Below are 23,046 nucleotides of genomic sequence, written 5' to 3' on the forward strand. Positions count from 1 at the left end.
CCGGATTTGTACCCTATTCGTGACGAAGACAACCGACCTCTATCGAGTGCGACCGTTAGCCGAGCGACCATTCCCGACAAAAACTTGCCGGGCTTCTACGGCAAGTCATTGAAACGGCTTGCATGTTTCGGGGAGTAGGGAAATCGTTAAAATTCTCCTGCCGAATGAAAGGAACTGTTGAGACAGGTGTCCCTACGCTTGTCGCAGGTGCTTAGGCAATTTTTAAAGCTGTGGCGCTAGTCTGGGCACGATTAGGTCTGTGAATATTGTAGAGAGTATGATGACCGATCTGGTAAGGCCGCGTGTTAAATATGTCATCGGGCCGGACGGCAGCCCGCTGACGATTGCCGATCTGCCTCCGTCCAACACGCGCAGGTGGGTCATCCGCCGCAAGGCCGAGGTCGTGGCGGCGGTCCGTGGCGGCCTGCTCAGCCTCGAGGAAGCGTGCCAGCGCTACAAGCTGACCACGGAAGAGTTCTTGTCGTGGCAGGCCTCGATCGACGAATACGGTCTTGCCGGCCTGCGCACCACGCGCATACAGCAATACCGGCACTGATCGACCTATACTCTTTCAGCACCAGAGGCTTCAGTTCGGTGACGGGCAGGCCTGGGCTCACCTGTTTCGTCAGACATCCGCCACCGGCGTCCAGATCACGTCCTCGATCCGCCGAGCGCCTGTCGCCAGCATGACCAGCCGGTCGAACCCCAGCGCGATGCCGCTGGCTTCCGGCATGATCGCGAGCGCGTCCAGAAAATCCTCGTCGATCGGATAGCGCTCGCCGTAGATTTTTTGCTTCTCGTCCATGTCGGCGGCAAAGCGCCGGCGCTGCTCTTCGGGGTTGGTGAGTTCGCCAAAGGCGTTGGCGAGCTCGACGCCGCAGCAATAGAGCTCGAAACGCTCGGCGACGCGCGGATCGCGGGCGCTCGGCCGGGCAAGCGCGGCCTCTGGAATAGGGTACTCGTAGAGGATGGTGGCGCGGCCCTGGCCCAGCGCCGGCTCGACGCGCTCGACCATGACCCGGCTGACCAGGTCGGACCAGCTATCGTCGGTCGCGGTGCGCATGCCGGCCTGCGCGACGGCGGCATGCAGGGCGTTGCGGTCCGTTTCTCCGTCGAGCGCTACTGTGGCCAGCAGATCGATGCCGGCATGGCGCAGGAAGGCGTCGTTGACCGTCAGCCGCTCCGGTTCGGCGAAAGGATCAGCCCCGCGATCACGGAAAGAAAAGCGTTTCGCGCCGGCGCGCTCGGCCGCGAGCGCCAGCAGTGCCGCGCAGTCGGCCATCAGGCTCTCATAGGTCTCACCAACCCTGTACCACTCTATCATCGTGAATTCGGGATGGTGCAGGGGGCCGCGCTCGCGGTTGCGCCAGACTGGGCCAAAACTGAAGATGCGCTTCTCGCCGGCGGCCAGCAGTTTCTTGCAGGCGAATTCCGGCGAGGTGTGCAGGTAGAGGGACCGGCGCGCCGCGTCGGGGCGGATCGCCTCGGTGGCGAAGGCCGACAGATGCGTCTCGTTGCCGGGCGAGATTTGCAGCGCCGCCGTCTCGACCTCGATGAAGTCCTGGCGCGCGAACCAGTCGCGGATGGCGGCCGCGATGGCGTTGCGCGCCAGCAGGCGCGGGCGGCGGTCGGCGTGGACGTGCGGCGTCCACCAGGGCGAGGCTTCGGTCATGGAGCCAATCTCCGCTGCAAGATGACTGGCGGCGGCCATAAAGATGTTGTAGGGCGCACGCAAACGCTTCTTCGGCCGGCGCGCGCCGGCCTATTCATTAGGATAAAGCCCGTGAAGGTGATCGCCAGTTCGCTGCGCAAAGGCAATGTCGTCGACAAGGACGGCAAACTCTACGTCATCCTGTTTGCCGAGAACATCCACCCCGGCAAGGGCACGCCCGTGACCCAGTTGGACATGCGGCGCATCTCCGATGGGGTGAAAGTCTCCGAGCGCTACCGCACCACCGAGCAGGTGGAGCGCGCCCATGTGGAGGACCGTGAGCACACTTTCCTCTACGGCGACGGCGAAGGATATCATTTCATGAACCCCGAGACCTACGAGCAGGTGGCGGTGCCCGAGGCGGATATCGCCGACCAGGCGCCTTATCTGTCCGAAGGCATGGCGGTGCAGCTTTCGCTGCACAATGGCGTGGCGATCGCAATGGTGCTGCCGCAGCGCGCGAGTTTCGAGGTGGTCGAGACGGAGCCGGTTACCAAGGGCCAGACCGCGTCGTCCTCCTACAAGCCAGCGGTGCTGTCCAACGGCGTGCGCACCGCCGTGCCGCCGCACATCGGCGTCGGCACGCGCGTCGTTGTCATGACCGCCGACGGGTCGTATGTGGAGCGCGCCAAGGACTGAGGTTCTTCTGGAGCGCCTGTGACAGACGAGGCACCCGATCCAGTCATGACGCTTTGGAAGGCGCGCCGCCGTCAGAGCGTCAGCACCACCTTGCCGATTGGTTTCGTGGCGAGAAAAGTGTGCGCCGCGCCGGCCTCGGCCAAGGGGAACGTCCTTGCCACATGCACCTTCAGCTTTCCGGCTTCCGCGAGGGCTGCAAGTTCTGTCAGCGACGGTCCATCGGGACGCACGCCGATCCGCGCAAAGCGCGCGCCGCTCCGGTCGATCTCGGCCTTGGCGGAGTCGCTCGGCGTCAGCAGCGCCGCGATGATGCCGCCGGGTCGCAGCGTCTTCAGTGACAGCGCCGCGTGGTCGCCGCCGAGCGGTTCCAGCACGATGTCGATGTCTCGAACTTTTTTGGTGAAGTCGGCCGCCGTGTAGTCGATCGCCTCGTCGGCGCCGAGCGAGCGGACGAAGTCCAGTTTACCCGTGCTGGCGGTGGCGACGACATGAGCGCCGCGGGCCCTGGCAATCTGCACGGCGAGATGGCCGACGCCGCCGGCCGCTGCATGGATCAGCACGCGATCGCCGGCTTTCAACCCGCCCGCGTCGACCAGCGCCTGCCAGGCGGTCAGGCCGGCGAGCGGCAGGCCGGCGGCAGGGACGAAATCGAGCGCTTCGGGTTTTGTCGCAAGCTCGTTTGCCGGCGCGACGGCGTATTCGGCATAGGCGGCCGCCTGTTTCGGGAAATAAGGCATGCCGAAAACCGCGTCGCCGGCCTTGAATGCCGTAACACCCTCTCCAACCGCTTCGACCGTACCGGCGATGTCCCAGCCGATGGTGAACGGCGGCTCGCCCAGCAGCGGATAGAAGCCGGCGCGAACCGCGACGTCGACGGGGTTTATGCCGGCAGCCTTCAGCCTGACGAGCACTTGTCCCCGCTCTGGCCGGGGCGTCGGAACGTCCGAGACGGTGAGGACTTCGGGTCCGCCTATCGCGGTCTGGACAATGGCACGCATCGTGATGATCTCCTTGGCTGATGGTGACACTATCATTTGGATAGCACAATCGGCTTGTCCAGTATGCACTATTTCGATATATATGCACCTCATGGATAGTAAGCATCCCGACAGGCCGTTCGGCTACGACGCCTACAGGCGCGACTGCATGTCCCACACGGTGCTGGAGATGCTGGCCAGCAAGTGGGTCTATCTGGTGGTCGGAGCTCTTCGGCCCGGCCGCCGGCGCTATGGCGAGATTGCCCGCAAGGTGGAGGGCATCACTCCAAAAATGCTGACGCAGACGCTGCGCGTGCTGGAGCGCGACGGGCTGGTGCGGCGCGAGGTTTTTCCGGTGATCCCGCCGCATGTCGAATATGAGCTGACCGAACTGGGGCAGAACCTGGCGGCACTGCTCAACCAGATCCGGACATGGGCGGAGCGCTATGCTCCCGAAATCCGCGAGGCGCGGGCTCGCGAGGGCGCTTTGGAGGACGCGTAGGCGGCTCTCTCAGTGTTCCGTAGCCTCGCGCTTGGCGAGCGCCGAAGCGGAGGCGGTGAGCAGGGCGGAGGCGGCGAAGAACCACAGGCCGGGTTTGGTGAAGGCGGTGGCGAGCCCGCTGGTCTTGGCCGCGAAGACGACCAGCGCCACCAGCACAACGTCGAGCATCGACCAGTTGGCCAGCGCCCGGAACCAGGCCGGGATGCGCGGTGAATGGTGTTCCGCATAAGCGGCGCAATGCAGCAGCGCCAGCTTCAGCGCCGGAAAGACAACCGAGAACAGGCCGATGACGGCCGCGAGCAGCACGTCTCCCTGATTCCACAGACCGGTGACGACGCCGATCAGCGACGGCTGGTCGGTGAAGAAGTACAAGCGGTCCACCTGGATCAGCGGCAAGACCACGCCGAGCGCGAAGCAGAACGTCGCGGCAAACAGGATCAGCGGCAGGAGGAGAGGGAATTTTCGCGCCATGGCTCGGCTCTAGCCGAAGCGGCAGCGCCGGGGAAGCGGCGGCGCGGGGCTGGGTGGCGGAGAGTATCACGTCCGGTTCTGAGAGAGCGCGGGGGTGCAACTCCCCCGCGCCACTCGCCTCGTCATCACCATCGCCGGAAAGAAGCACTGGTTGTGGCGTGCGGTCGACGCCCAGGGCTATGTGCTTGACGCGATCGTGCAAAGTCGGAGAAGCAAGCAGGCCGCGCTGCGGCTCTTGCGCAAACTGCTAAAGAGTCAGGGCGCCGCGCCACGCGTCATGGTGACCGACAAACTCGGCTCATACGCCGCCGCGAAGAACGAACTCATGCTTGGCGTCGAGCATCGATCACACAAGGGGTTGAACAACAGAGCGGAGAACTCTCATCTTGCCGTTCGCCGACCAGAGCGGAACATGAAGCGGTTCAAGTCGGCCCGGCAATGCCAACGCTTCGTATCTATCCATGGCCCAATCGCCAACCTGTTCCACACTCCTCGCAACAATATGACCGCAGCAGACCGTCGTGAATTTCGTACCGCCCCAAGGCAACGTGGCGCGAGATTGCTGCGTCGGTTGCAGCATGAAGGAAAGCTCGGATCGAGCCTCTGCGCCCACACGCCATGTTAAGGCGACGCTATCGCCGCTACACCAGGCTCGAGCGTTGCAACCCGCTGGACCTCCGCCGCCGTCGGCATCACTCAACCGAGGTGATCATCTCAACCATTCGTTGGGTGTGAGGCACCCCGATGCCTGGCCGCCGGAGCATCATGGCAAGCGGACCATCCTTGTTTACACCGTCGGACAGGGCACCACCCTCGAGCTTCTGGAGGATATGACCGACGAAGAGATCGACAACCGCATGCCGGCAGTCCACGCACGGTCGAGGAGGGGGCGACGATGCGGAACCATCGTAAACAGCCACCAGCGGCGGACACGTCGTTTGACTCGCGGTGTCGTCGCCCAAAGCTTGCCGCTCGCGAGCCTCGGTTTCCGGCTTGAATCCCCTGCATGGGATGGGCGCGCGGTGAGGTAGAAGGCGGCATGAACGGGCGGTTGCCTCGTCCGACCTCATTCAATGAAGCTGCTGTCAATAGTTGCCGCTGAAAGGTTTCCGGCGCCCGGCACTGCGGACGAAATCGATCATGGTCAGGAAATCGAACACCGGCCGCCCCGTCCTGGCCTGAACCGCATGAGCGTAGGGCGGGAGGTTGGAGCATTCGAGCAGGATCGCGCCGATCTCCGGGTGATCGCCGCACAGCGCCTCCGCTGTTGCCACCACCTCCGCCTCGATCAGGTCGCTGTTCAGCGTATCCGTTTCATCGAGGATCGGCCCGCGGAAGTTTGGACATGTCTCTAGTCCCGCGACGTGAACCGGAATGCGCGCCGCCGGATAGGCCTTGGCCAACAATTCGCTGGTCAGGCGCTTGCGGTTCGCACAGACAATTCCGACTGCTTGCTCGGGGCCAAGCAGGGACGCGATGAACGGCAATTGGAGCAGCGACGACAGCATGACCGGTATCTTGACGGCCGCCGCGACCTGCTCCTGGAAATGCATCATGTAACCGCAATCGCTGGTGATCGCGGTCACGCCGAAGGCCTCCAGCATCCGGGCCTCCTCGATGACCTTTTCGGTCAGCGACAGGTCGCCCTTCTCGATCAGTCGCTCCAGGGTCACGTCGGGCACGGTGCGGTAGAGCACGGGATAACCGTAGGAACTGGCGTTGCCGACATCGCCCGGGATGAACGGCGTACGGCAGTCGATCAGCAATATCCCGACATCGTGCCCGTAGGACTCGGCCTTCGAGCGGACCTTGTAGACAGCCATTCGATCAATTCCCTTCACAATCTCTCTGCCGCCGGTCAGCCGATCAGTCACCGACCGCCGCGATGATGCCGATCTCGACGCCGTATTTCGGTGCAGCCAGCCTGGCTTCGACGGTCGCTCTCGCGGGCGCCGAAGCGGCCGGGACCCATGCGTCCCAGACGGCGTTTATTTCGTCGAAGGTCGAGATGTCCGTAAGCCAGATCGTGGCGCTCAGGATGCGGCTTCTTGTGGTTCCGACTTTTGTCAGAAGGCCGTCGATCCGCTCCAGCACGTTGCGCGTCTGCTCTGCGATGGAGGCGTTTGGCGCGTCGACCGCGACCTGACCAGCAAGGAAGGCAAAGCCGCCATAGACGACGGCCTGGCTCATTCGGGAGTTCGTTTCGTAGCGCCTTATCTGCATGTCACTCTCTCGGAACGTTCGGTCTCTGGACAATCAGTTGTTGGGGGTCAGCCTTTGACGCTCCGCCCTGCGCTGCAACCATTGCATGACGAGCAGGAAGATCGTCGAAAGGACGATGAGCATCGTGGCGACGGCGGCAATCGTCGGCGAGAGCTGCTCGCGCACGCCGCTCCACATCTGCCTTGGCAGTGTCCGCTGTTCGGATCCCGCTATGAAGAGCGCGATCACGACCTCGTCGAAGGACGTTACGAAGGCGAACAACGCCCCCGACAGGACACCCGGCGCGATCAACGGAAGCATCACCAGGCGCGTTGCCGCGATCGGCCTTGCGCCCAGTCCGGCCGCCGCGCGCATCAGGTTCTGGTCGAAGCCCTGCAGGGTGGCGGTCACGGTGATGACAACGAATGGCGCGCCGAGCGCGGTGTGCGCGAGGATGAGCCCGGTCAGGCTGTTCAGGAGGCCCGCCGCGGCGAAGGCGTAGTAGATGCCCACGGCCGAGACGACGACCGGCACGATCATCGGCGAGATCAGGATCGCCGTCAGGACCGCCCGGGCCGGACATTCCGGCCGCGTCAGCCCGATCGCGGCAACCGTGCCGAGCGCGGTCGACAGGATGGTCGCCGCCACAGCGACGATCATGCTGTTCTTGAGCGACAGGAGCCAGACGGTCGACTCGAAGAATTCGCGGTACCATTTCAGCGACACCCCGGGCATCGGGTAGGTGAAGAACGGTTCGGAATTGAACGACAGCGGCATGATCGCCAGGATCGGCGCCATCAGGAAGAAGATGACCAATCCGCCGACCAGCCAGAGTGCAGCCGAGAAAACCTGAGCCCTGGACATCAGCCTATTCTCAGCCTCTGGATCCCGACGAGCCGGTTGTAGATCACATAGAGGACGAGCACCGCCACCAGCAGGATGATGCTCAGCGCCGCCGCCATGCCCCAGTTCGTGACCTGATTGGCATAGTAGGCGATGAAATAGCTGATCATCTGGTCGCGCGGCCCGCCGACCAGCGCGGGCGTGATGTAGTAGCCAAGCGCCAGGATGAAGACGAGCAGGCAGCCGGCGCTCACCCCCGGCATCGTCATCGGCAGGTAGACGCGGAAGAACGAGGAGAGCGGCCGGGCGCCCAGGGAAGCGGCCGCCCGCATGTAGACTGGAGGAATGCCCTTCATCACGCTGTAGATCGGCAGGATCATGAACGGCAGCAGGATGTGGGTCATGGCGATGACCACGCCGACCCGGTTGTAGATGAGATCCAGCGGCGCCTCGGGGTCGATCATGCCCAGCCACGCGAGCACGTTGTTCACCACGCCCCTGCTCTGCAGGAGCACAACCCAAGCGCTCGTCCTGACCAGAAGCGACGTCCAGAACGGCAGCAGGACGAGAACAATCAGGACGTTGGCGGCAGTTCCCCGGGACCGGGCGATGAGCGCCGCAAGGGGATAGCCAAGCAGCAGGCACATCACGGTGACGGAGGCGCTGACCGTGAAGGTGCGGGCCAGGACCTCGAGGTTGACGGCCGTCGAGGGCGGAACACTGGCGATGTCGCCGTTCTCGTCGCGCATGAGATCGAGCGCGGACAGGATGTAGAAATCCGTCACGCTCGGCATGACCTGCTGCAGCGCGCGCCAGTAGCGCGGGGAACTCCAGTCCTCGTTCACCTCGATGAACGACGGAGCGTAGGGCGCCTCGGCGGTCCTGACCTTGCGCGCCAGTTTCAGGAACATCGAGCGCATGCCGGCGTCATGATAGTTGAGCTGCTTGGCCAGCACCGCCACGTCTTCCCGCGCTGCTTCCTTGAGGTCGCCTGCAAGGGCCGCGAACAGCTCTTCGTGCGGCGCATCCTGCCCGTTCCAGGCAGACAGCGCTTCGGCCGTTCGCGGCAGGAGGGCGGCGGCATCCCCGTTGTCGAAGCCTCGCGCCAGCAGCGTGCCGATCGGCAGCACGAGCACCACGACGAGGAACAGCATGAGAGGAGCTATCAACGCCAGCGCCTGCAACTTCGCGCGGCGTTTCGTCCGCGCCATTTGCCTGGCCAGCGTCGACTGCTCCTCGCCGCCGTGCTTCTCGGCGAAAGTCACAGCGTATTTCATCGGCTCCCGTCAGAACGAAGTGCGGCATGGTCGAACGGGCGGCCGGCTACCGGTCGCCCGCTCATTCCGGATTACTGTGCGAGCCACTTGTTGAAGCGCTCGGTCAACTCCTCGTCATGATCCGCCCAGAACTCGGCATCGACGACGAACGAGTTCTTGGTGTTCTCGGGCGCCGTCGGCAGGTCGGCGAGAATATCCGCCGGCACCTTCTCGATCGCCGTCTTCTTGGTCGGTCCGTAGGAGATGTACTTCGACTGCTGCGACATCACATCGGGCCTCATCGTGTATTCGATGAAGCGGTCGGCCAGTTCCTTGTTCTTCAGGCCTTTCGGCTCGGCCCACAGGTTGAAGTCCTGGCCCTGTCCGTCCCAAACGATCTTGAAGTTCTTGCCGTCGTTCTTGACCGCGTCGAAGATACGCCCGTTCCATGCGGTCGCCATGACGACCTCGCCGTCGGCCAGAAGCTGCGGCGGCTGCGCGCCGGCGCTCCACCACACTTTGACGTCCTTCTTGATGGTGTCTAGCTTGGCGAACGCCCGGTCGACGCCCTCCGGCGTGCCCAGCACCTTGTAGACATCGGCAGTCGGAACGCCGTCGGCGATCAGGGCGAACTCGAGAGTCGTCTTGGGCGCCTTGCGGAGCGAGCGCGGTCCGGGGAACTTCTCCGTGTCGAACAGGTCCGCCATGGTCTGCGGTCCCCCGTTGGGGAACTTCGACGCGTCATAGGCGTAGATCGTGCTGAACACGATGGTGGCGACCGCGCAATCCATTGCGGCGCCGTCGACAAAGCCCTCGCGTCCGCCGATCTTCGAGTAGTCGATCTCCTCGAGCCAGCCTTCTTCGCATCCCTGCAGGGCGTGGCCGGGCTCGACGTCGACGATGTCCCAGGTGACCTGTCCGGTCTCGACCATGCCCTTGAGCTTGGCGGTCGAGCCGTCCCACTCGTCCTGCAGGACCTTGACCCCGGTCTCCTTGGCGAACGGCTCGTAGAAGGCCTGCTCCTGGCTCTTCGTGTAGGAGCCGCCATAGGACGTGACCGTCAGTGCGTCCTGTGCCAGGACCGGAGCCGAGGCGACGACTGCAATCGCCGCGCCGCCAAGCATCAATTTCAGACTTCTCATTTAGTTCACCCTTCTGGTTAAGTTACTAACTCTGGTTGGTCACCGTTCGGCGCTAGCTCTGGATGAGCGCCCGGCAATCCTGCGGTCGCCATCCGACATGGATGGTCGCCCCTAGCGAGAACGGAGCCGTGATCGCCGATGCGGCCAGCTTGACCTGAAGGCCCTCGCTTCCGAGCAGGTTCAGGCGCAGCCGCACATGGTCGCCGTGGTAGATCACCTCTTCCAGCTTGCCGGCGAATCTGTTGGCAGCCTCGTCGCCCTCGCGGGCCAGGACTATGCGCTCCGGCCGCACGACAACGACGACCCGCGCCGGCTTGCGGACGTGTTCTCCCGCTACCGCGGAAATCACCGAACCGTCCGGCGTACGGACACGGCAGAGGCCGGCGTCGATGTCGACGACTTCGCCGGGCACAACGTTGTTCTCGCCGACAAAGCCGGCGACGAAGATATTGGCCGGCTTCTCGTAGAGTTCGTGCGGCGTGGCGATCTGCTGGAGGACGCCGTCGCTGAACACTCCGACCCTGTCCGACATGGTCAAGGCTTCGCTCTGGTCGTGCGTGACATAGACGACATTGATGCCGAGCCGCTCGTGGAGATGCTTGATCTCGATCTGCATGTGCTCGCGTAACTGCTTGTCCAGGGCGCCGAGCGGCTCATCCATCAGGACGAGCCGGGGTTCGAAGACGAGGGCGCGCGCCAGGGCGATGCGCTGCTGCTGGCCGCCCGAAAGCTGGCTGGGCCTACGGCTCTCGAACCCGGCCATGCGCACCATGTCGAGGGCGCTACTTACGCGCTCGGAGATCTGCGATTTGGAAACTCCGCGCATCTTCAACGGAAAGGCGACGTTCTCGCCGACCGTCATGTGGGGAAACAGGGCGTAGTTCTGGAACACCATGCCGATGTTGCGGTCATAGGCAGGCACGCTGTCGATCCGCGCGCCCCCAAGGGAAATGCTCCCGTGTGTCGGCTCCTCGAAACCGGCGAGCATCATCAGGGTAGTCGTCTTGCCCGAGCCGGACGGGCCGAGCAGGGTCAGGAACTCGCCTTCCGCCACGTCGAGATCGAGACCGCGGACGACATAATTCGCGCCGTCGTAGGACTTGCGGACGGCTTCAAACGAAATGAAGCGCTCGTTCAATTTCAGTTCTCCCAGGGACGCCTTATCGACGTTTCTCGTTGCGTAAGCTAGTTTGTGTGGCCTGCATTTGTTTTGTCAAGCGGGACAATATCGATTGTCGGAAATAAGTTGCGTTCGGCTCTATTCCCTGTTGCATCGGGCAAAAGGGTAGCGTTCTTATTGGGTTTTGATATGTATCGCGTTGCTTCTTTGAGCGGCATCGGGAACTTTGTATGATCGATCCCTCCGAAAAGATCCGGACAAATAGCGCGCAGCATGGCGCGCGCCGCCCCGCCTATGTCGAGCTTGCCAGCGAGTTCGAGGCCCGCATCCGATCCGGAATGCTGCCCCCGGGGAGCCAGCTTCCGGCGCAGCGCGACCTGGCCAGCGAACGCAGTCTCAATGTGTCGACTGTAACGCGCGCCTACAGGGAACTTCAGAAACAGAACCTGGTCATAGGCAGTACGCGACGGGGCACGATCGTCACCGGCCAGGGGCTCATGCCCCGCGTCGAAAGGGGCGAGGGCTCCGGCGGGATGATCGATCTCACGGTCAACCGCCCGGCGACCGATGAATTCCAGAACAGGTTGGCCGCCAGCCTGCCTCTGGTTGCCAAGGACCCTCGTTTTGGGGGCATGCAGGATTACCAGCCCCCGGAAGGCCCATTGTGGGCGCGGGAGGCAGGCAGGCGCTGGATCGCGCTGAACGGTTTCGAGCCGTCGATCGACGATATCGTCGTGACCAGCGGCGCGCAGCACGCGCTGCTGGCCGTCGTCAGCGGGCTCATCAACCCTGGCGACACGATCGTATCGGATCGACTGACCTATTACGGCCTCAAGGCGTTGGCCCAGATGTACCGTTTCAGGATCATCGGCGTCGGCAGCGACGAGGAAGGCATGTCGGCCCGAGAGCTGGAGGAAGCCGGCCGGCAGACGCAGATAAAGGCCGTCTTCGTGGTGCCGTCGATGCAGAACCCGATGGTCGTGACGATGAGCGAGCATCGTCGCAAGGAGATCGTCGAAATCGCCGAGCGGCATGATTTCCTGATCATCGAGGACGACGTCTATGGTCCGATGCTGGGAAGCCGTTCGCCCGCGATCTACACGATGGCTCCCGCGCGCACCTGCTACATTGCGGCCCTGTCGAAGGCGATCGCTCCGGGGCTGCGCGTCGGCTGGCTTGTTGCCCCTCCGGGCAAGGCCCTGATGATGGCCGAGGCGATCAGGACCACGGCCTGGATGCCTTCCCCCCTGCCTCTTCTCGTCGCGAGCAGATGGCTGGAGGATGGCACGGCCATCACCATCCTGAAGGCGCAGCTCGCCGAGCTCAAGGCTCGGCACGCGTTGGTCGCGACGATGCTGGCAGGTTGCGATTTCCGATCCGATCCAAGTTGCATGTTCATCTGGCTGCGGCTGCCGGCGCCCTGGCTTGCGGAAGATTTTACGGCGAACGTCAGGGCGCACGGGGTAGCGGTCCTGCCGTCCAGCGCGTTTGCCTGTGACAGGCAGCCCGTCGAACACGCCGTCCGGATCAACGTCGGCGGCGCCGGTTCCCGCGACGAACTCGCGACGGCGCTGAGGATCGTCGCCACGACATTGGGCGATCGTCCCAGGGCTTTGTCGGGGCTCGCATGACGCAAGCAGCACCAGTCAGCATATCGGCGTCCGCCGCAGGCGGCGCGCCTCGCAAGCACGTTACCGTCGTCGGCGCCGGCCTTGTCGGGCTTGCCTCGGCGCTCTGGCTCCAGGAATTCGGGCACGAAGTCGTCGTCGTCGATCCTTCCCCACCTCTGGGGGAGGAACCTTGGCGGCATGCCGCCAGCTACGGCAACGCCTGCACCTTTGCGCCCCACGGCGTCGTTCCCGTCTCTATTCCGGGACTTGCCTGGCAAGTTCCCGGCATGCTCCTGGACGTGACCGGCCCGCTGGCGATCAATTGGCGCTACCTGCCCCGTCTCGCTCCGTGGCTCCGTGCTTTCCTGCGGGCCGGGCGCGAGGCCGAGGTCAATCGGATCGCCGGGACGCTGGCCGCGCTCCTCAATCATGCCGATGCCGGCTGGCAGCCCCTGTTCGAGCTTGCATCTGCAAAGCACCTCCTACGCCGCAAGGGGTGCCTCTACCTCTACAAGACCGAGGCCGAATACGCGGCCGGCGAATATGGCAACCGGCTGCGCGAGCGGCACGGCGTCAGACTGACCAGGCTTGACGCCGCTGAGGTCCGCGATCTCGAGCCTAACGTGGCCCCGCTCTATCATGCCGGCGTCCTGTACGACGATGCCTACACGATCCACAGCCCGCGGCAGATGGGTGAGGCCTTTGCTCGCGCGTTCCAGGCGAAAGGCGGGAAGTTCGTCAAGGGCTGCGCCACCGGTCTGGGGTCGACGCGAACGCGGCTGGAGTTCTCGGTCGATGGCGTCAGGCACTCTACCGAGCATATCGTCGTCGCAGCCGGCGCCTTCTCGGGCAGTCTCGCAAGCCAGCTAGGCGACCGTGTTCTGCTCGACACCGAACGGGGCTATCACGTGATGTTCCCCCATGCCGCGGAACTCGTGCAGAGGCCAGTCTGCTTTGTCCGGCACGGCTTCTACATGACGCCGATGGCGGACGGTCTGCGCGCTGCCGGTACGGTGGAATTCGGCGGGCTGTCGGCTGCGCCCAACAAGGTCCGGAGCGACGTGATCCGCTCCGAAGTCGGGCGTCTGCTCCCTGCGGCGGGAACGGCCGGAAAGACCTGGATGGGGTTCCGCCCGTCCATGCCCGACTCGTTGCCGGTCATCGGCGACTCCCCTGCAACGTCCAACGTGACCTATGCGTTCGGCCATGGGCATCTGGGCCTGACGCTGGCGGGCGTCACCGGGCGGCTGGTAGCCGAACTGGTTTCGGGCCGGCCGCCGCATGTCGATATCACGCAACTCCGAATAGACCGCTTCCATCGATGGGGCGGCCGGCGGAAAATCGCCTAAGCGAATCCTTCGCTACGCGATTGTGGGTGACGTGCTCGTGCATGAGCTTCCACAATCGCTCGATGGCGTTGAGGTTGGGGGCGTAGGCGGGCAGGAAATGCAGCTCTATTCGGCGGCCGGGCCTGGCCAGCCAATCGCGAACGGCCTGGCCGCGATGCACCGGCGCCTGGTCGAGGACAACGTGGATGACGCGCATGTCCCCTCGACCTATTCGTCCGGCAGCAAGACATATCACGGCAAGATCATCAAGCAGGGCAATAAGTGGCTGCGTTGGGCCTTCGTCGAGGCGGTCGCCCCAGCCGTCGCCACCGATCCGCAGCTTCGCGCCCAGTAGGGGTCGGAACAAGATTTGCTTTCCCAGACATGCGGTCTTTATCAACCAAAGACCGCTACGGCTGATTTGATGACGATGCCGCCATCCTGGCTGCGGCGCATCTGACGTCCAACAGCGGCGCGAAAGACGCTCAGGAGTTGCAGGGCCGGCGGCACGCGCGACCAAAGCGTCCGGATGGTTTCGCGGCCCGCGCCGGGTTTTGCGAACGGCATTGCCTGCGACGACGCGGTGCGACCAGCGAAAGCCGATCTCGTGAAAATACAGATCCGCATGCTGCGGGCTGATGTGGTGAAAGACGCCGGCAATTGTGCGGCGAACACGCGAGTTGAACCCTTCGACCGAATTGACGTGGACAGTGTCGCGAACATATTCGCCGCTGGAGTGCTTTACGGTCTCATGCTCGGCGAAACTCTCACCAATGGCCATGAACGCCTTCGCCTCGTCGCTCATCAAGCGGGCATCGGGCGTGATCTGCGTTTCGATGACGCGCTCGGCATCGCGCATCGAAAGGCCGGCCACCACCGCGGCACGCGCGTCGCCGGCCGGAGTGCCGGGCGTGTCGTCGTTCGGCCGCTGCACCATCGCCATGACAGGCGTTTTCTGCGTATTCGACTGACCTTTTCGGCCTCGTCCGGGCGGCGGATCGTCTGGATGCTTCTTTGGGCGGCCACCGAGTCGTGGGAGTCGGGCAATGGCAAAACGGAAGCTTCTCAAAGCTCATGATCGACGGAGGCTTTTCGATATACCAGCCGACGAGGATAGCCTGATCCGGCACTATTCGTTGTCACCGGAAGATCGTCTGGAGATTGAATTGCGGAGGAGTGAGCATAATCGGCTTGGTTTCGCCGTTCAGCTATGTCTGATGCGATACCCTCGCCGAGTGCCGGGAGCGGAAGAGGTCCCGCCCCGCGCCATGCTTCGATATGTTGCTGACCAAATCGGCGCTGATCCAGAAGCATTTGTGCTCTATGCACGCCGTGAAGAAACCCGTCGTGATCACACGGCGTGCCTCATGGCGTATCTGGATACGAGAAGCGCGACGGCTCAAGATCGTCGAGCCGCGCTATTGGCTGCAATTCAGGTGGCGGCAATGTCCGACGACGGTGCTGCGATAGCCAGTTCCATTGTTACCACATTGCGTGAACGTGAATCTCTTCTGCCGGGAGCACATCAATCTGACAGGCATCTACACCTGGGATAGCGAGCAGCATCTGCTGGAGCGATTCCGGTCGCTGAGGCTCCCGGCTGAACTACGGCGAGCCGCATGAGTTCTCACTTTGTTCGACCTTAGCGCACGATTTCGCACTGCTCTTGTTCTGACCTCAACTGTGCTGATTTCAAGCGGCAGCGCTGTGCGTGATTTCGTGCCACGTTGCCATGGCTGCACTTCGAAGCTCACGATGATCGGAGGATGAGAGGGTGTGGCGGGGAAGGTGAAAGAGATTGGCGATCGGATCGTGGATGGAAACGAAACGCTGAAGTTGTCGCGTTGATTTGAAGCGTTTCATGATCCTCTCCCGTCGTCGGATCGGTTGGTGCGAATTTTCTGCCCGATTGTTCAAGCCTTTATGTGATCGGTGCTCGACGTTCGGCATGACCTGACGCTTTGCCGCATCGTATGATCGAAGCTTGTCGGTGATCATGACGCGGGGCGTTCGGCCCTGCGTCTTGAGCACAGCTTGCGCATCAGACGCCTGGCAGCCTTTGCATTCCTGCGGCTTTGCACCAGCACGTCGATGACGAAGCCCTCCTGGTCGACAGCCCGCCAGAGCCAGCATTTCGCGCCCGCGATGCTGACGACGACCTCGTCGAGATACCATTTGTCACCGAGGCGGCCGGCGGATCGGCGCTGCATCTCATTTGCATAATGCCGTCCGAACTTTTCCGCCCAGTGCCGAATGGTCTGGTGGGTGACGATGATGCCGCGGGCTGCCAGCATGTCCTCGACCATGCGCAAGCTGAGCGGGAAATGGAAGTAGAGCCAGACCGCTTGCGCAATGACCTCGGCGGGAAAGCGGTGGCGGCGGTACAGCGGGTCACGAGCGATCTTCGACATGCTGCCAAATCGCAGATTCGCGTCAGCCTTCAGTTAACTTTACGGTGCCGGGTCCACTTGTCTCCCTGGGGAAGCCGCCAAGAACCTCAGGGAGACAATTATGGAACAAGAGTACAATCAGCTGAATCACGCGACGTGGGATTGCAAGTACCATGTCGTGTTCACGCGAAAGCACCACAAGAAGGTGCTGTTTGGGAACAGGTGTTTCACGATCTGGCACGCCGTAAGGAATGTCGGATCGAGGAAGGGCATCTGATGCCCGATCATGTGCACATGCTGATTTCGATCCCGCCGAAATACGCGGTGGCGCAAGTCATCGGATATATGAAGGGCAAGAGCTCGATCTGGATTGCGCTGAATGTGGAACGCAGGATGCGCAATTTCTTGGGACACAAATTCTGGGCGCGAGGCTACTTTGCGACCACCATCGGCCGGGACGAAGAGCTGATCCGCGCCTACATCAAGAACCAGGAACTGGCCGATCGGCAGTTGGACCAGTTGGAGATCAAGCTTTCAGCTTCCTAAAATCCCATCCCTTGTCATATCGTCACTTCTAACCGCCTCCGGCGGTTCCCCACCAAACCTCCAGCTCTGCTGGAGGTTATTGGCTTCTTATGAGGAGCGCTGGGGTAGAGGCCGCTATCTACCAAGCAGATTCCTCGCCACGGTCTGCAGGTGCGCGAGCATGGCAGCGCGAGCGCCCTCGGGGTCGCGGCGCAGCAGGCGGTCGAGGATCGCCTCGTGTTCGACGCAATAGGTCTGACGGCGTTCTTCGGAGAACGAGCGCTTCTTCATCTCGAACCAGGGCGACTGGTTGCGCAATATGCGCATGAGATTGTGTAATTCCTTCAAAAACTCGTTGCGCGAGCAGGCGAAGATGCGGTGGTGGAATTCGGCGTCCCAATGCTCGAACTCCGGCATGTCGGTCGCCTCGCAGGCCGTCTGGTAGGCGTCGCGCACGGCGTTGAGTTCGCCGGCGCTGGCGTTGGTGGCGGCGAAGCCGGCCGCGGCAGGCTCCAGCAGCAGGCGGATCTCCATCATGTCGGCAGGGCTGGTGCCTTCCATACGCGCGAAGACGGCGGGCATCGAGTTGGGGTCGGCCGCCGCGACAAAGGTGCCGCGCCCGACCTGGCGGACCAACGTGCCGTCCTCCTCCAGCAGCCCGACGGCGCGCCGCACCGTGTTGCGCGCCACGCCGAATTCGCCGGCGAGGTCGCGCTCCGGCGGGATGCGGTCCTCCCATTCGCCCGAGGAGATACGTTTCCTCAGCGCGGTGGCGATATCTCCGGCGACCAGCTTCGGCATGAAGCGATTCCTGTTATGAACCGATAGTGAACCAATCTATCGACGATTTCGTGCCTCGTCCATACGCAATCGGCTGCCTCGATCTGCCTGGCTACGAAAATGAGACTGAAAGGGAACAAATCGCCCTTGCTACAGGAACCAATCGGCGTTAGCGTGAACGAAATGGGCTTGAATTGGCTCAGAAAAGGTTCATGGAGAGAAGCATGAGGGTGGCGACATTCTCGATCGGCGGCGAGCGCCGGGTCGGCATTGTCGATGCGGACAGTGAGACGATCGCGCCTTTCGACCTAACCGTCGAGCGGGCGGAAAGCGGCATCCTGGCTCTCATCGACCGTAACGGCGCCGGCGCGCCGCGTACGCTGTCGCCGATCCCGCTGGCTCAGGTGGAGTTGGAGGCGCCTATCCCGCAGCCGCGCCGCAACATCTTTTGCGTCGGCAAGAATTATTACGAACACGCGCATGAATTCGCCAAAAGCGGCTTCGATTCCAGCGCCGCGGCCGGTGCGATCCCGAAAAACCCTATCATTTTTTCAAAGGTGCCGGAATCGGTCATCGCCAACCGCGCCAGCGTGATGATCGACAGCAAGGTCTCGACCGCGATCGACTATGAGGCCGAACTCGCGGTGATCATAGGCAAGGCGGGGCGGGGCATCTCGAAGGAAAATGCCTTCGACCATGTCTGGGGCTACACCATCGTCAACGACGTCACGGCGCGCGACCTGCAAGGCAAATACAGCCAGTGGCTGATCGGCAAGTCGCAGGACACGTTCTGCCCGATGGGGCCGTGGGCGGTGACCAGGGACGAGATCGACCTGGAGAAAACCGGCATTCGCTGCTTCGTCAATGGCGAACTCAGGCAGGATTCGAAGATCCCGCTGCTGATCTTCGACATCCCGACGATCATCGCCACGTTGTCGGAGGGCATTACGTTGCGGCCCGGCGACATCATTGCCACCGGTACGCCGGCTGGCGTCGGCATCGGTTTTGATCCACCGAAATATTTGAAGGCCGGCGACTTCGTGCGGGTCGAGATCGACGGCATCGGCGCACTGGAGAACCCGATCGCGGAGCGGCTGCAATGACGACGGTGAGCGTCGGGTCGGCCGTCGTCGAAGTTTCCGGCGAGGGGTTCCCGGTCGTGATGATCCACGGCCTGGGCGGCACGTCGAACATGTTCTTCCCGCAGATGCAGGCGCTCAGCGGCTTTCGCGTGGTGCGCGTCGACCTGCCGGGATCGGGCCGTTCGCCACGCCCGGTCGGTGCGCTGTCGATCGAGGGCATGGCGCAGGCCGTGCTCAAGGTGATGGAGGCGACCGGCGTGCAGAAAGCGCATGTGGTCGGCCATTCGATGGGTACGATCGTTGCACAGCAGATCGCGACCGAAAGGCCGGAGCAGGTAGCTTCGCTGGTTCTGTTCGGCGCGCTGGCCGAGCCGGCGGAGGCCACCCGCAACGGGTTGCAGGCGCGGGCGAAACTGGCGCGCTCCGGCGGCATGTCGGACATTGCCGACCAGATCGTCGCCAACGCCATCTCGGCGCATACGCGCGAGCATTTTCCTGCGGCAGCCGCCTTCGTGCGGGAGTCGATCACGCGGCAGGATTTTGAATCCTACGCCCGCACCTGCGAGGCGCTGGCAAAGGCGCAAGCGGTCGATGCGAAGCGGATCAAGGCGCCGGCGCTGCTGATCACCGGCGATGCCGACACCGTGAACCCACCGAGCGTCGCGCAGGCGCTTGCCGACAGGATCAAGGGAGCCGTATTCTCGTCGCTCGACCGCTGCGGCCACTGGGCTACGGTCGAGGCTCCGGGGGAAAGCAGCCGGCGGCTCGCCGATTTTCTGACGCGCCTGCACAGGTGAGGGAGTTTTGGCGCGCTCGCCCGCGCCGGCCATTGGGAGGTAGAGATGGCAGACGACTGGAACAATGGCTGGACCGGAAACGGCACCGGCAACATCCTTTTCACCAATGTGCGTGTGCTCGATTCGACGGGCGAGTATCCCTACACAGGCGAGGTGCTGGTGCAGGGCAACCGCATCAAGCAGATCACGCGCGGTTCGTCGCGCTTCGGCTCGTCCTCGAGCAACTATAGCGGGGCCGGTGGCACCACGACGATCGACGGCATGGGAGCCACGCTGATGCCGGGCATGATCGACGCGCATCTGCACCTGTCGTGGAACAATGCGCCCGGCATCGACCCGATCCAGATGATGGAACTGGAAGAGCACATGCTGGTCACCATGGAGATGGCCAAGCTGGTGCTCGACGCCGGCTTCACCGCGGGGCGCGGCGCGGCGGCGGCAAAGCCCAGGCTCGACGTGGTGGCCAAGAAATTCATCAACCAGGGCCGTTTCCCCGGGCCGCGCTATCTCGCCGCCGGGCCGGAGATCACCACGGTGGGTGGCCTTGGCGACGCGGCGCCATCGCATATCCCGCATGAGGGGCTGAACCTCGGCCTCGTTGTGTCGGGTCCGGAGGAGATCAGGCGCACGGTGCGCCAGCTCATCAAATACGGCGTCGATTCCATCAAGCTCAACCTGTCGGGCGAGGCGCTGACCGGCATGGGCGCGGAAGAAACGCCGATGTCGGAGGAGGAGGTGGCGATGGCCGCTTCCGAGGCGCGCTGCCGCAACAAGGTGCTGTCCGCGCATGCCCGCTCGTCCGGCTCGGTCAAGCAGTGCATCCGCCACGGCATCCAGAACATCTACCACGCCTCCTTCGCCGATGAGGAGGCGCTCGACATGCTGGAGGCGGCCAAGGACAAGCATTTCGTCGCACCCGGCATCGCCTGGCTGATCAACACGGCGCGCTACGCCGAGCCGTGGGGCATAAAGCCCGGCTCGCCGGTGACGCTCGAATACGAGCGCGAGCTGGAGATGTGCGTCGAGACGATGAAGAAGATGCACCGGCGCGGCATAAGGATCTGCATCGGCGGCGACTACGGTTTCGCCTGGACGCCGCAAGGCACCAACGCCAAGGACATCGAGACCTTCGTCACCATGCTCGGCTTCTCGCCGATGGAGGCGATCCTGGCGGCGACCAAATATGGCGGGCAGATCATGGGCATGAGCGACGAGCTCGGCATGATCAAGGAAGGCTATCTAGCCGACCTGCTGCTGGTCGACGGCGATCCGATCGCCGACGTGCGCATCCTTCAGGACAAGAACCGCATCCTGGCGATCATGAAGGACGGAAAATTCCACCGGGCGCCGAAGATGAACGAGGCGCGGCGCAGGCTGACGGCGTAGGGCCACGATTATTTCGATGGTTCCGCTCTACGTCGCCCCCCTCTGTCCTGCCGGACATCTCCCCCACAAGGGGGGAGATTGGCTAGTCGCCAGCCTTGCCACCGTCAATCTCCCCCCTTGTGGGGGAGATGTCCGGCAGGACAGAGGGGGGCGACGTAGAGTGCCTTCATTCGGAGGCGATAGATGAGCCTGCTCGACCAACAGCGTGCGTCGGTGGAAGGCGGTGGTTTTACGCGAAGACAGGCGTGGGGGCTGTTCTGGCTGCTGCTTGCGGCCATCGTCGCCTGGCTGATCTTCGCCGTCTGGCCGGCCTGGCTGAACGCGGTACTGACTTCGAAAAAAGCCTTCGTCAGTGCCGTCATGAACGGACTGACGCTTGCGGGGCTGTATTTCCTGGTGGCGAGCGGCTTCACGCTCGTCTTCGGCCTGATGCGCAACGTCAACCTGGCGCACGGCTCGCTCTACCTGCTCGGCGCCTATATCGGCTACGAGGTCGGCGCGCGTACCGGCTACTGGCTGATCGGCGTGGCCGCCGGCTTCGTCGTGCTGGCTATCGTCGGCGTGCTGATGCAGGTGCTGGTGTTCCGCAGGCTGGAGGGCGACGACCTGCGGCAGACGCTGGTGACCATCGGCATCTCCATCGTCGCCGCCGACCTGATGCTCGCCGTATGGGGCGGGCAGACCTACCAGCTCGCCACGCCGGAATGGCTGGACGGGGCGGTGACGCTGCCGATCATCACCGCCGTCCGCTCGAACGGCGCGTCGGTGTTCCTCACCTATCCGTTCTACCGGCTGGTGGTGTTGTTTGCGGCGGTCGTCATCGGCGTGGGCCTGTGGCTGATGCTCAACCGCACCCGCGTCGGCATGATGATCCGCGCCGGGGTCGACGACCGCGCCATGCTGTCGGCCTCGGGCGTCAACGTGCATGCGGTGTTCGCCATCGTCTTCGCGGTCGGCGCCGGGCTGGCTGGTTTCGCCGGCGTGGTCGGCGGCTCGGCGCTGTCGGTGGCGCCGGGCGAGGACGTGCGCTACCTCCTGGCCTCGCTGGTTGTCGTCATCGTCGGCGGCATGGGCTCGATCACCGGGGCGGCGATCGGCGCGCTGCTGATCGGGCTCGCCGAGCAGATCGGCCTCGTCTATTTCCCGACCTATGGCGTGGTGCTGACCTTCGTCATCATGGTGGTGACGCTGGCGATACGGCCGCAGGGCATCATGGGGAAGGCGCGATGAGCCTCGTCGCCACGACCCCAGCCACGGCGCGTCCGGCCTTCCTCGGCAAGGTCGGGGCAGGGCATATCCTGCTCGCGGCGGCGCTGATCTTCTATCCGGCGGTCGCCACGGACTTCTTTCTGACGCAGATCGGCGGCTATTCGCTGATCTTCGGCATGATCGGCCTGTCGCTGATGATTTTGGCCGGTTATGGCGGCATGGTCAGCCTGGCGCAGATCACGATTGCCGGCATCGCCGGCTACGCGGTGGCGATCTTCGGGCTCAACAATTCCAACGTGCACGGTTTCGGCTGGCCATGGTGGATCGTGGCGCCCTTCGCCATGCTGCTCGCGGCAACCGCCTCGGCGCTGATCGGCTGGATCGCGGTGCGCACCGAGGGCATCTACACGATCATGATCACGCTGGCGATCGCCACGGCGGCATTCTATTTCGCGCAGCAGAACTATATGATCTTCAACGGTTTTCCGGGCTTCAACGGGCTGCGCGCGCCGGAATTCTGGGGCGTCTACTGGCGCGACCCGGTGCCGTTCTACTATCTCTGCCTTGGCTGCGCCGCGCTCGCCTACGCCGCCGTGCTCTATTGTTCGCGCTCGACCTTCGGGCTGACGTTGCAGGCGATCCGCGACAACCCGCGGCGCATGCGCGCCATCGGCTACCACGTCACCGCGCACAAGGTGTTCGCGTGGTTCGTGTCGGGGCTGATCGCGGGGCTGGCCGGCGTGCTCTTGATCTGGTTCAACGGCCGCGTCTCGTCGGGCACCATAAATGTGGCGGCGGCGATCAACGTGCTGGTCATCGCGGTGATCGGCGGACTGAAGCATCCGATCGGCCCGTTCCTCGGCGCTGTCGTGGTGGTGCTGATGCAGACCTTCGCCATCGATATCGTCGGCGCCGAGCGCTTCAATACGCTGATCGGGCTGGTTTTCCTTGTGATCGTCTTCGTATCGCCGGACGGCATTCTCGGGCTGTGGGAGCGGCTGAAGCCGCACCTCGCCCAGGATTCCCTGCGCCCGGGGCCATAGGCACCGGACAGGGGTTTTCGGGTTCAACATGGG

The 23,046-nt window shown here is 63.5% G+C and carries 21 protein-coding genes and 6 pseudogenes; 14 read left to right on the forward strand and 13 right to left on the reverse strand.

The features are described from left to right. Positions 1-280: 280 nt before the first annotated feature. A complete protein-coding gene (locus tag RB623_RS07555) occupies positions 281-556 on the forward strand; it encodes a DUF1153 domain-containing protein (RefSeq protein ID WP_026227425.1) in 276 nt (91 codons plus the stop codon). A gap of 69 nt (positions 557-625) precedes the next feature. On the opposite strand, the gene epmA is transcribed toward RB623_RS07555, so the two are convergent. Beyond that, a complete protein-coding gene (gene epmA / locus RB623_RS07560) occupies positions 626-1,672 on the reverse strand; it encodes an EF-P lysine aminoacylase EpmA (RefSeq protein ID WP_308056163.1) in 1,047 nt (348 codons plus the stop codon). Between the two features lie 111 nt (positions 1,673-1,783). Here epmA and efp point away from each other — a divergent pair, with 111 nt between their 5' ends. Continuing rightward, positions 1,784-2,350 (forward strand): elongation factor P, encoded by a 567-nt coding sequence (gene efp, locus RB623_RS07565; RefSeq protein ID WP_308056164.1) that lies wholly within the window; start codon positions 1,784-1,786, stop codon positions 2,348-2,350. 71 nt (positions 2,351-2,421) lie between these two features. On the opposite strand, the gene RB623_RS07570 is transcribed toward efp, so the two are convergent. Then, positions 2,422-3,348, reverse strand: a complete 927-nt coding sequence (locus RB623_RS07570; RefSeq protein WP_308056165.1) for an NADP-dependent oxidoreductase — start codon at positions 3,346-3,348, stop codon at positions 2,422-2,424. Positions 3,349-3,439: 91 nt separating this feature from the next. Between RB623_RS07570 and RB623_RS07575 the strand changes: the two genes are divergently transcribed. After that, the gene (locus tag RB623_RS07575; RefSeq protein ID WP_308056166.1) at positions 3,440-3,829 is read left to right on the forward strand and encodes a helix-turn-helix domain-containing protein; all 390 of its coding nucleotides are present in this window, start codon (positions 3,440-3,442) and stop codon (positions 3,827-3,829) included. A gap of 9 nt (positions 3,830-3,838) precedes the next feature. On the opposite strand, the gene RB623_RS07580 is transcribed toward RB623_RS07575, so the two are convergent. Next, a complete protein-coding gene (locus RB623_RS07580) occupies positions 3,839-4,300 on the reverse strand; it encodes a paraquat-inducible protein A (protein ID WP_308056167.1) in 462 nt (153 codons plus the stop codon). Between the two features lie 118 nt (positions 4,301-4,418). Here RB623_RS07580 and RB623_RS07585 point away from each other — a divergent pair. Beyond that, positions 4,419-4,882, forward strand: a pseudogene (locus RB623_RS07585) (transposase); the annotation flags it as partial. A gap of 503 nt (positions 4,883-5,385) precedes the next feature. Here the strand turns inward: RB623_RS07585 and RB623_RS07590 are convergent. The 6 genes from RB623_RS07590 to RB623_RS07615 form a co-directional block, all read right to left on the reverse strand. Further along, positions 5,386-6,123 (reverse strand): aspartate/glutamate racemase family protein, encoded by a 738-nt coding sequence (locus tag RB623_RS07590; RefSeq protein WP_308056168.1) that lies wholly within the window; start codon positions 6,121-6,123, stop codon positions 5,386-5,388. Between the two features lie 43 nt (positions 6,124-6,166). Continuing rightward, a complete protein-coding gene (locus RB623_RS07595; protein WP_308056169.1) occupies positions 6,167-6,523 on the reverse strand; it encodes a RidA family protein in 357 nt (118 codons plus the stop codon). Between the two features lie 33 nt (positions 6,524-6,556). Continuing rightward, the gene (locus tag RB623_RS07600) at positions 6,557-7,366 is read right to left on the reverse strand and encodes an ABC transporter permease (protein ID WP_308056170.1); all 810 of its coding nucleotides are present in this window, start codon (positions 7,364-7,366) and stop codon (positions 6,557-6,559) included. Further along, positions 7,366-8,622: an ABC transporter permease gene (locus tag RB623_RS07605; RefSeq protein WP_374121647.1), complete on the reverse strand. Its 1,257-nt coding sequence runs from the start codon at positions 8,620-8,622 to the stop codon at positions 7,366-7,368. The genes RB623_RS07600 and RB623_RS07605 overlap by 1 nt, the downstream gene beginning before the upstream one ends. Before the next feature lie 71 nt (positions 8,623-8,693). Continuing rightward, positions 8,694-9,743 carry an ABC transporter substrate-binding protein gene (locus RB623_RS07610; protein WP_374121648.1) on the reverse strand — a complete coding sequence of 350 codons (1,050 nt, stop codon included), beginning with the start codon at positions 9,741-9,743 and terminating at the stop codon, positions 8,694-8,696. A gap of 52 nt (positions 9,744-9,795) precedes the next feature. Beyond that, positions 9,796-10,881, reverse strand: a complete 1,086-nt coding sequence (locus tag RB623_RS07615; RefSeq protein WP_308056171.1) for an ABC transporter ATP-binding protein — start codon at positions 10,879-10,881, stop codon at positions 9,796-9,798. A 212-nt stretch (positions 10,882-11,093) separates the two neighbouring features. Between RB623_RS07615 and RB623_RS07620 the strand changes: the two genes are divergently transcribed. Together RB623_RS07620 and RB623_RS07625 are read left to right on the forward strand one after the other, a co-directional pair. Next, positions 11,094-12,494 (forward strand): PLP-dependent aminotransferase family protein, encoded by a 1,401-nt coding sequence (locus tag RB623_RS07620; RefSeq protein WP_308056172.1) that lies wholly within the window; start codon positions 11,094-11,096, stop codon positions 12,492-12,494. Next, positions 12,491-13,822 carry an FAD-dependent oxidoreductase gene (locus RB623_RS07625; protein WP_308056173.1) on the forward strand — a complete coding sequence of 444 codons (1,332 nt, stop codon included), beginning with the start codon at positions 12,491-12,493 and terminating at the stop codon, positions 13,820-13,822. The genes RB623_RS07620 and RB623_RS07625 overlap by 4 nt, the downstream gene beginning before the upstream one ends. On the opposite strand, the gene RB623_RS07630 is transcribed toward RB623_RS07625, so the two are convergent. Further along, positions 13,764-14,018, reverse strand: a complete 255-nt coding sequence (locus RB623_RS07630) for a transposase (RefSeq protein WP_308056174.1) — start codon at positions 14,016-14,018, stop codon at positions 13,764-13,766. The genes RB623_RS07625 and RB623_RS07630 overlap by 59 nt on opposite strands. Between RB623_RS07630 and RB623_RS07635 the strand changes: the two are divergent. Next, positions 13,965-14,153 (forward strand): annotated as a pseudogene (locus RB623_RS07635) (transposase); the annotation flags it as partial. The gene RB623_RS07630 and the pseudogene RB623_RS07635 sit on opposite strands and share 54 nt — an antisense overlap. 44 nt (positions 14,154-14,197) lie before the next feature. Here the strand turns inward: RB623_RS07635 and RB623_RS07640 are convergent. After that, positions 14,198-14,831, reverse strand: a pseudogene (locus tag RB623_RS07640) (IS1595 family transposase); the annotation flags it as partial. A 16-nt stretch (positions 14,832-14,847) separates the two neighbouring features. Between RB623_RS07640 and RB623_RS07645 the strand changes: the two are divergent. After that, positions 14,848-15,339 (forward strand): annotated as a pseudogene (locus tag RB623_RS07645) (DUF4158 domain-containing protein); the annotation flags it as partial. Positions 15,340-15,493: 154 nt separating this feature from the next. Here the strand turns inward: RB623_RS07645 and RB623_RS07650 are convergent. Further along, a pseudogene (locus RB623_RS07650) lies at positions 15,494-16,212 on the reverse strand (IS6 family transposase). A gap of 100 nt (positions 16,213-16,312) precedes the next feature. On the opposite strand from RB623_RS07650, the pseudogene tnpA reads away from it, so the two are divergent. Further along, positions 16,313-16,737, forward strand: a pseudogene (tnpA, locus tag RB623_RS07655) (IS200/IS605 family transposase). A 114-nt stretch (positions 16,738-16,851) separates the two neighbouring features. Here the strand turns inward: tnpA and RB623_RS07660 are convergent. Further along, entirely contained in the window at positions 16,852-17,517 is a 666-nt protein-coding gene (locus RB623_RS07660; RefSeq protein WP_308056175.1) for an FCD domain-containing protein, read from the reverse strand. Between the two features lie 191 nt (positions 17,518-17,708). Here RB623_RS07660 and RB623_RS07665 point away from each other — a divergent pair, with 191 nt between their 5' ends. The 5 genes from RB623_RS07665 to RB623_RS07685 all read left to right on the forward strand — a co-directional run bounded on the left by RB623_RS07665 (position 17,709) and on the right by RB623_RS07685 (position 23,013). Then, positions 17,709-18,599 carry a fumarylacetoacetate hydrolase family protein gene (locus tag RB623_RS07665; protein WP_308056176.1) on the forward strand — a complete coding sequence of 297 codons (891 nt, stop codon included), beginning with the start codon at positions 17,709-17,711 and terminating at the stop codon, positions 18,597-18,599. Continuing rightward, a complete protein-coding gene (locus RB623_RS07670) occupies positions 18,596-19,375 on the forward strand; it encodes an alpha/beta hydrolase (RefSeq protein ID WP_308056177.1) in 780 nt (259 codons plus the stop codon). Before RB623_RS07665 ends, RB623_RS07670 begins: the two co-directional genes overlap by 4 nt. A gap of 45 nt (positions 19,376-19,420) precedes the next feature. Beyond that, complete coding sequence (locus tag RB623_RS07675) at positions 19,421-20,761, forward strand: amidohydrolase family protein (RefSeq protein ID WP_308056178.1); 1,341 nt, start codon at positions 19,421-19,423, stop codon at positions 20,759-20,761. A gap of 183 nt (positions 20,762-20,944) precedes the next feature. Then, positions 20,945-21,991: a branched-chain amino acid ABC transporter permease gene (locus RB623_RS07680; protein ID WP_308056179.1), complete on the forward strand. Its 1,047-nt coding sequence runs from the start codon at positions 20,945-20,947 to the stop codon at positions 21,989-21,991. Further along, positions 21,988-23,013 carry a branched-chain amino acid ABC transporter permease gene (locus RB623_RS07685; RefSeq protein WP_308056180.1) on the forward strand — a complete coding sequence of 342 codons (1,026 nt, stop codon included), beginning with the start codon at positions 21,988-21,990 and terminating at the stop codon, positions 23,011-23,013. The genes RB623_RS07680 and RB623_RS07685 overlap by 4 nt, the downstream gene beginning before the upstream one ends. Positions 23,014-23,046 lie beyond the last annotated feature (33 nt).

Origin of the sequence: Mesorhizobium sp. LHD-90, assembly GCF_030929505.1 — a bacterium.
Classification (GTDB): Bacteria; Pseudomonadota; Alphaproteobacteria; order Rhizobiales; family Rhizobiaceae; genus Kumtagia.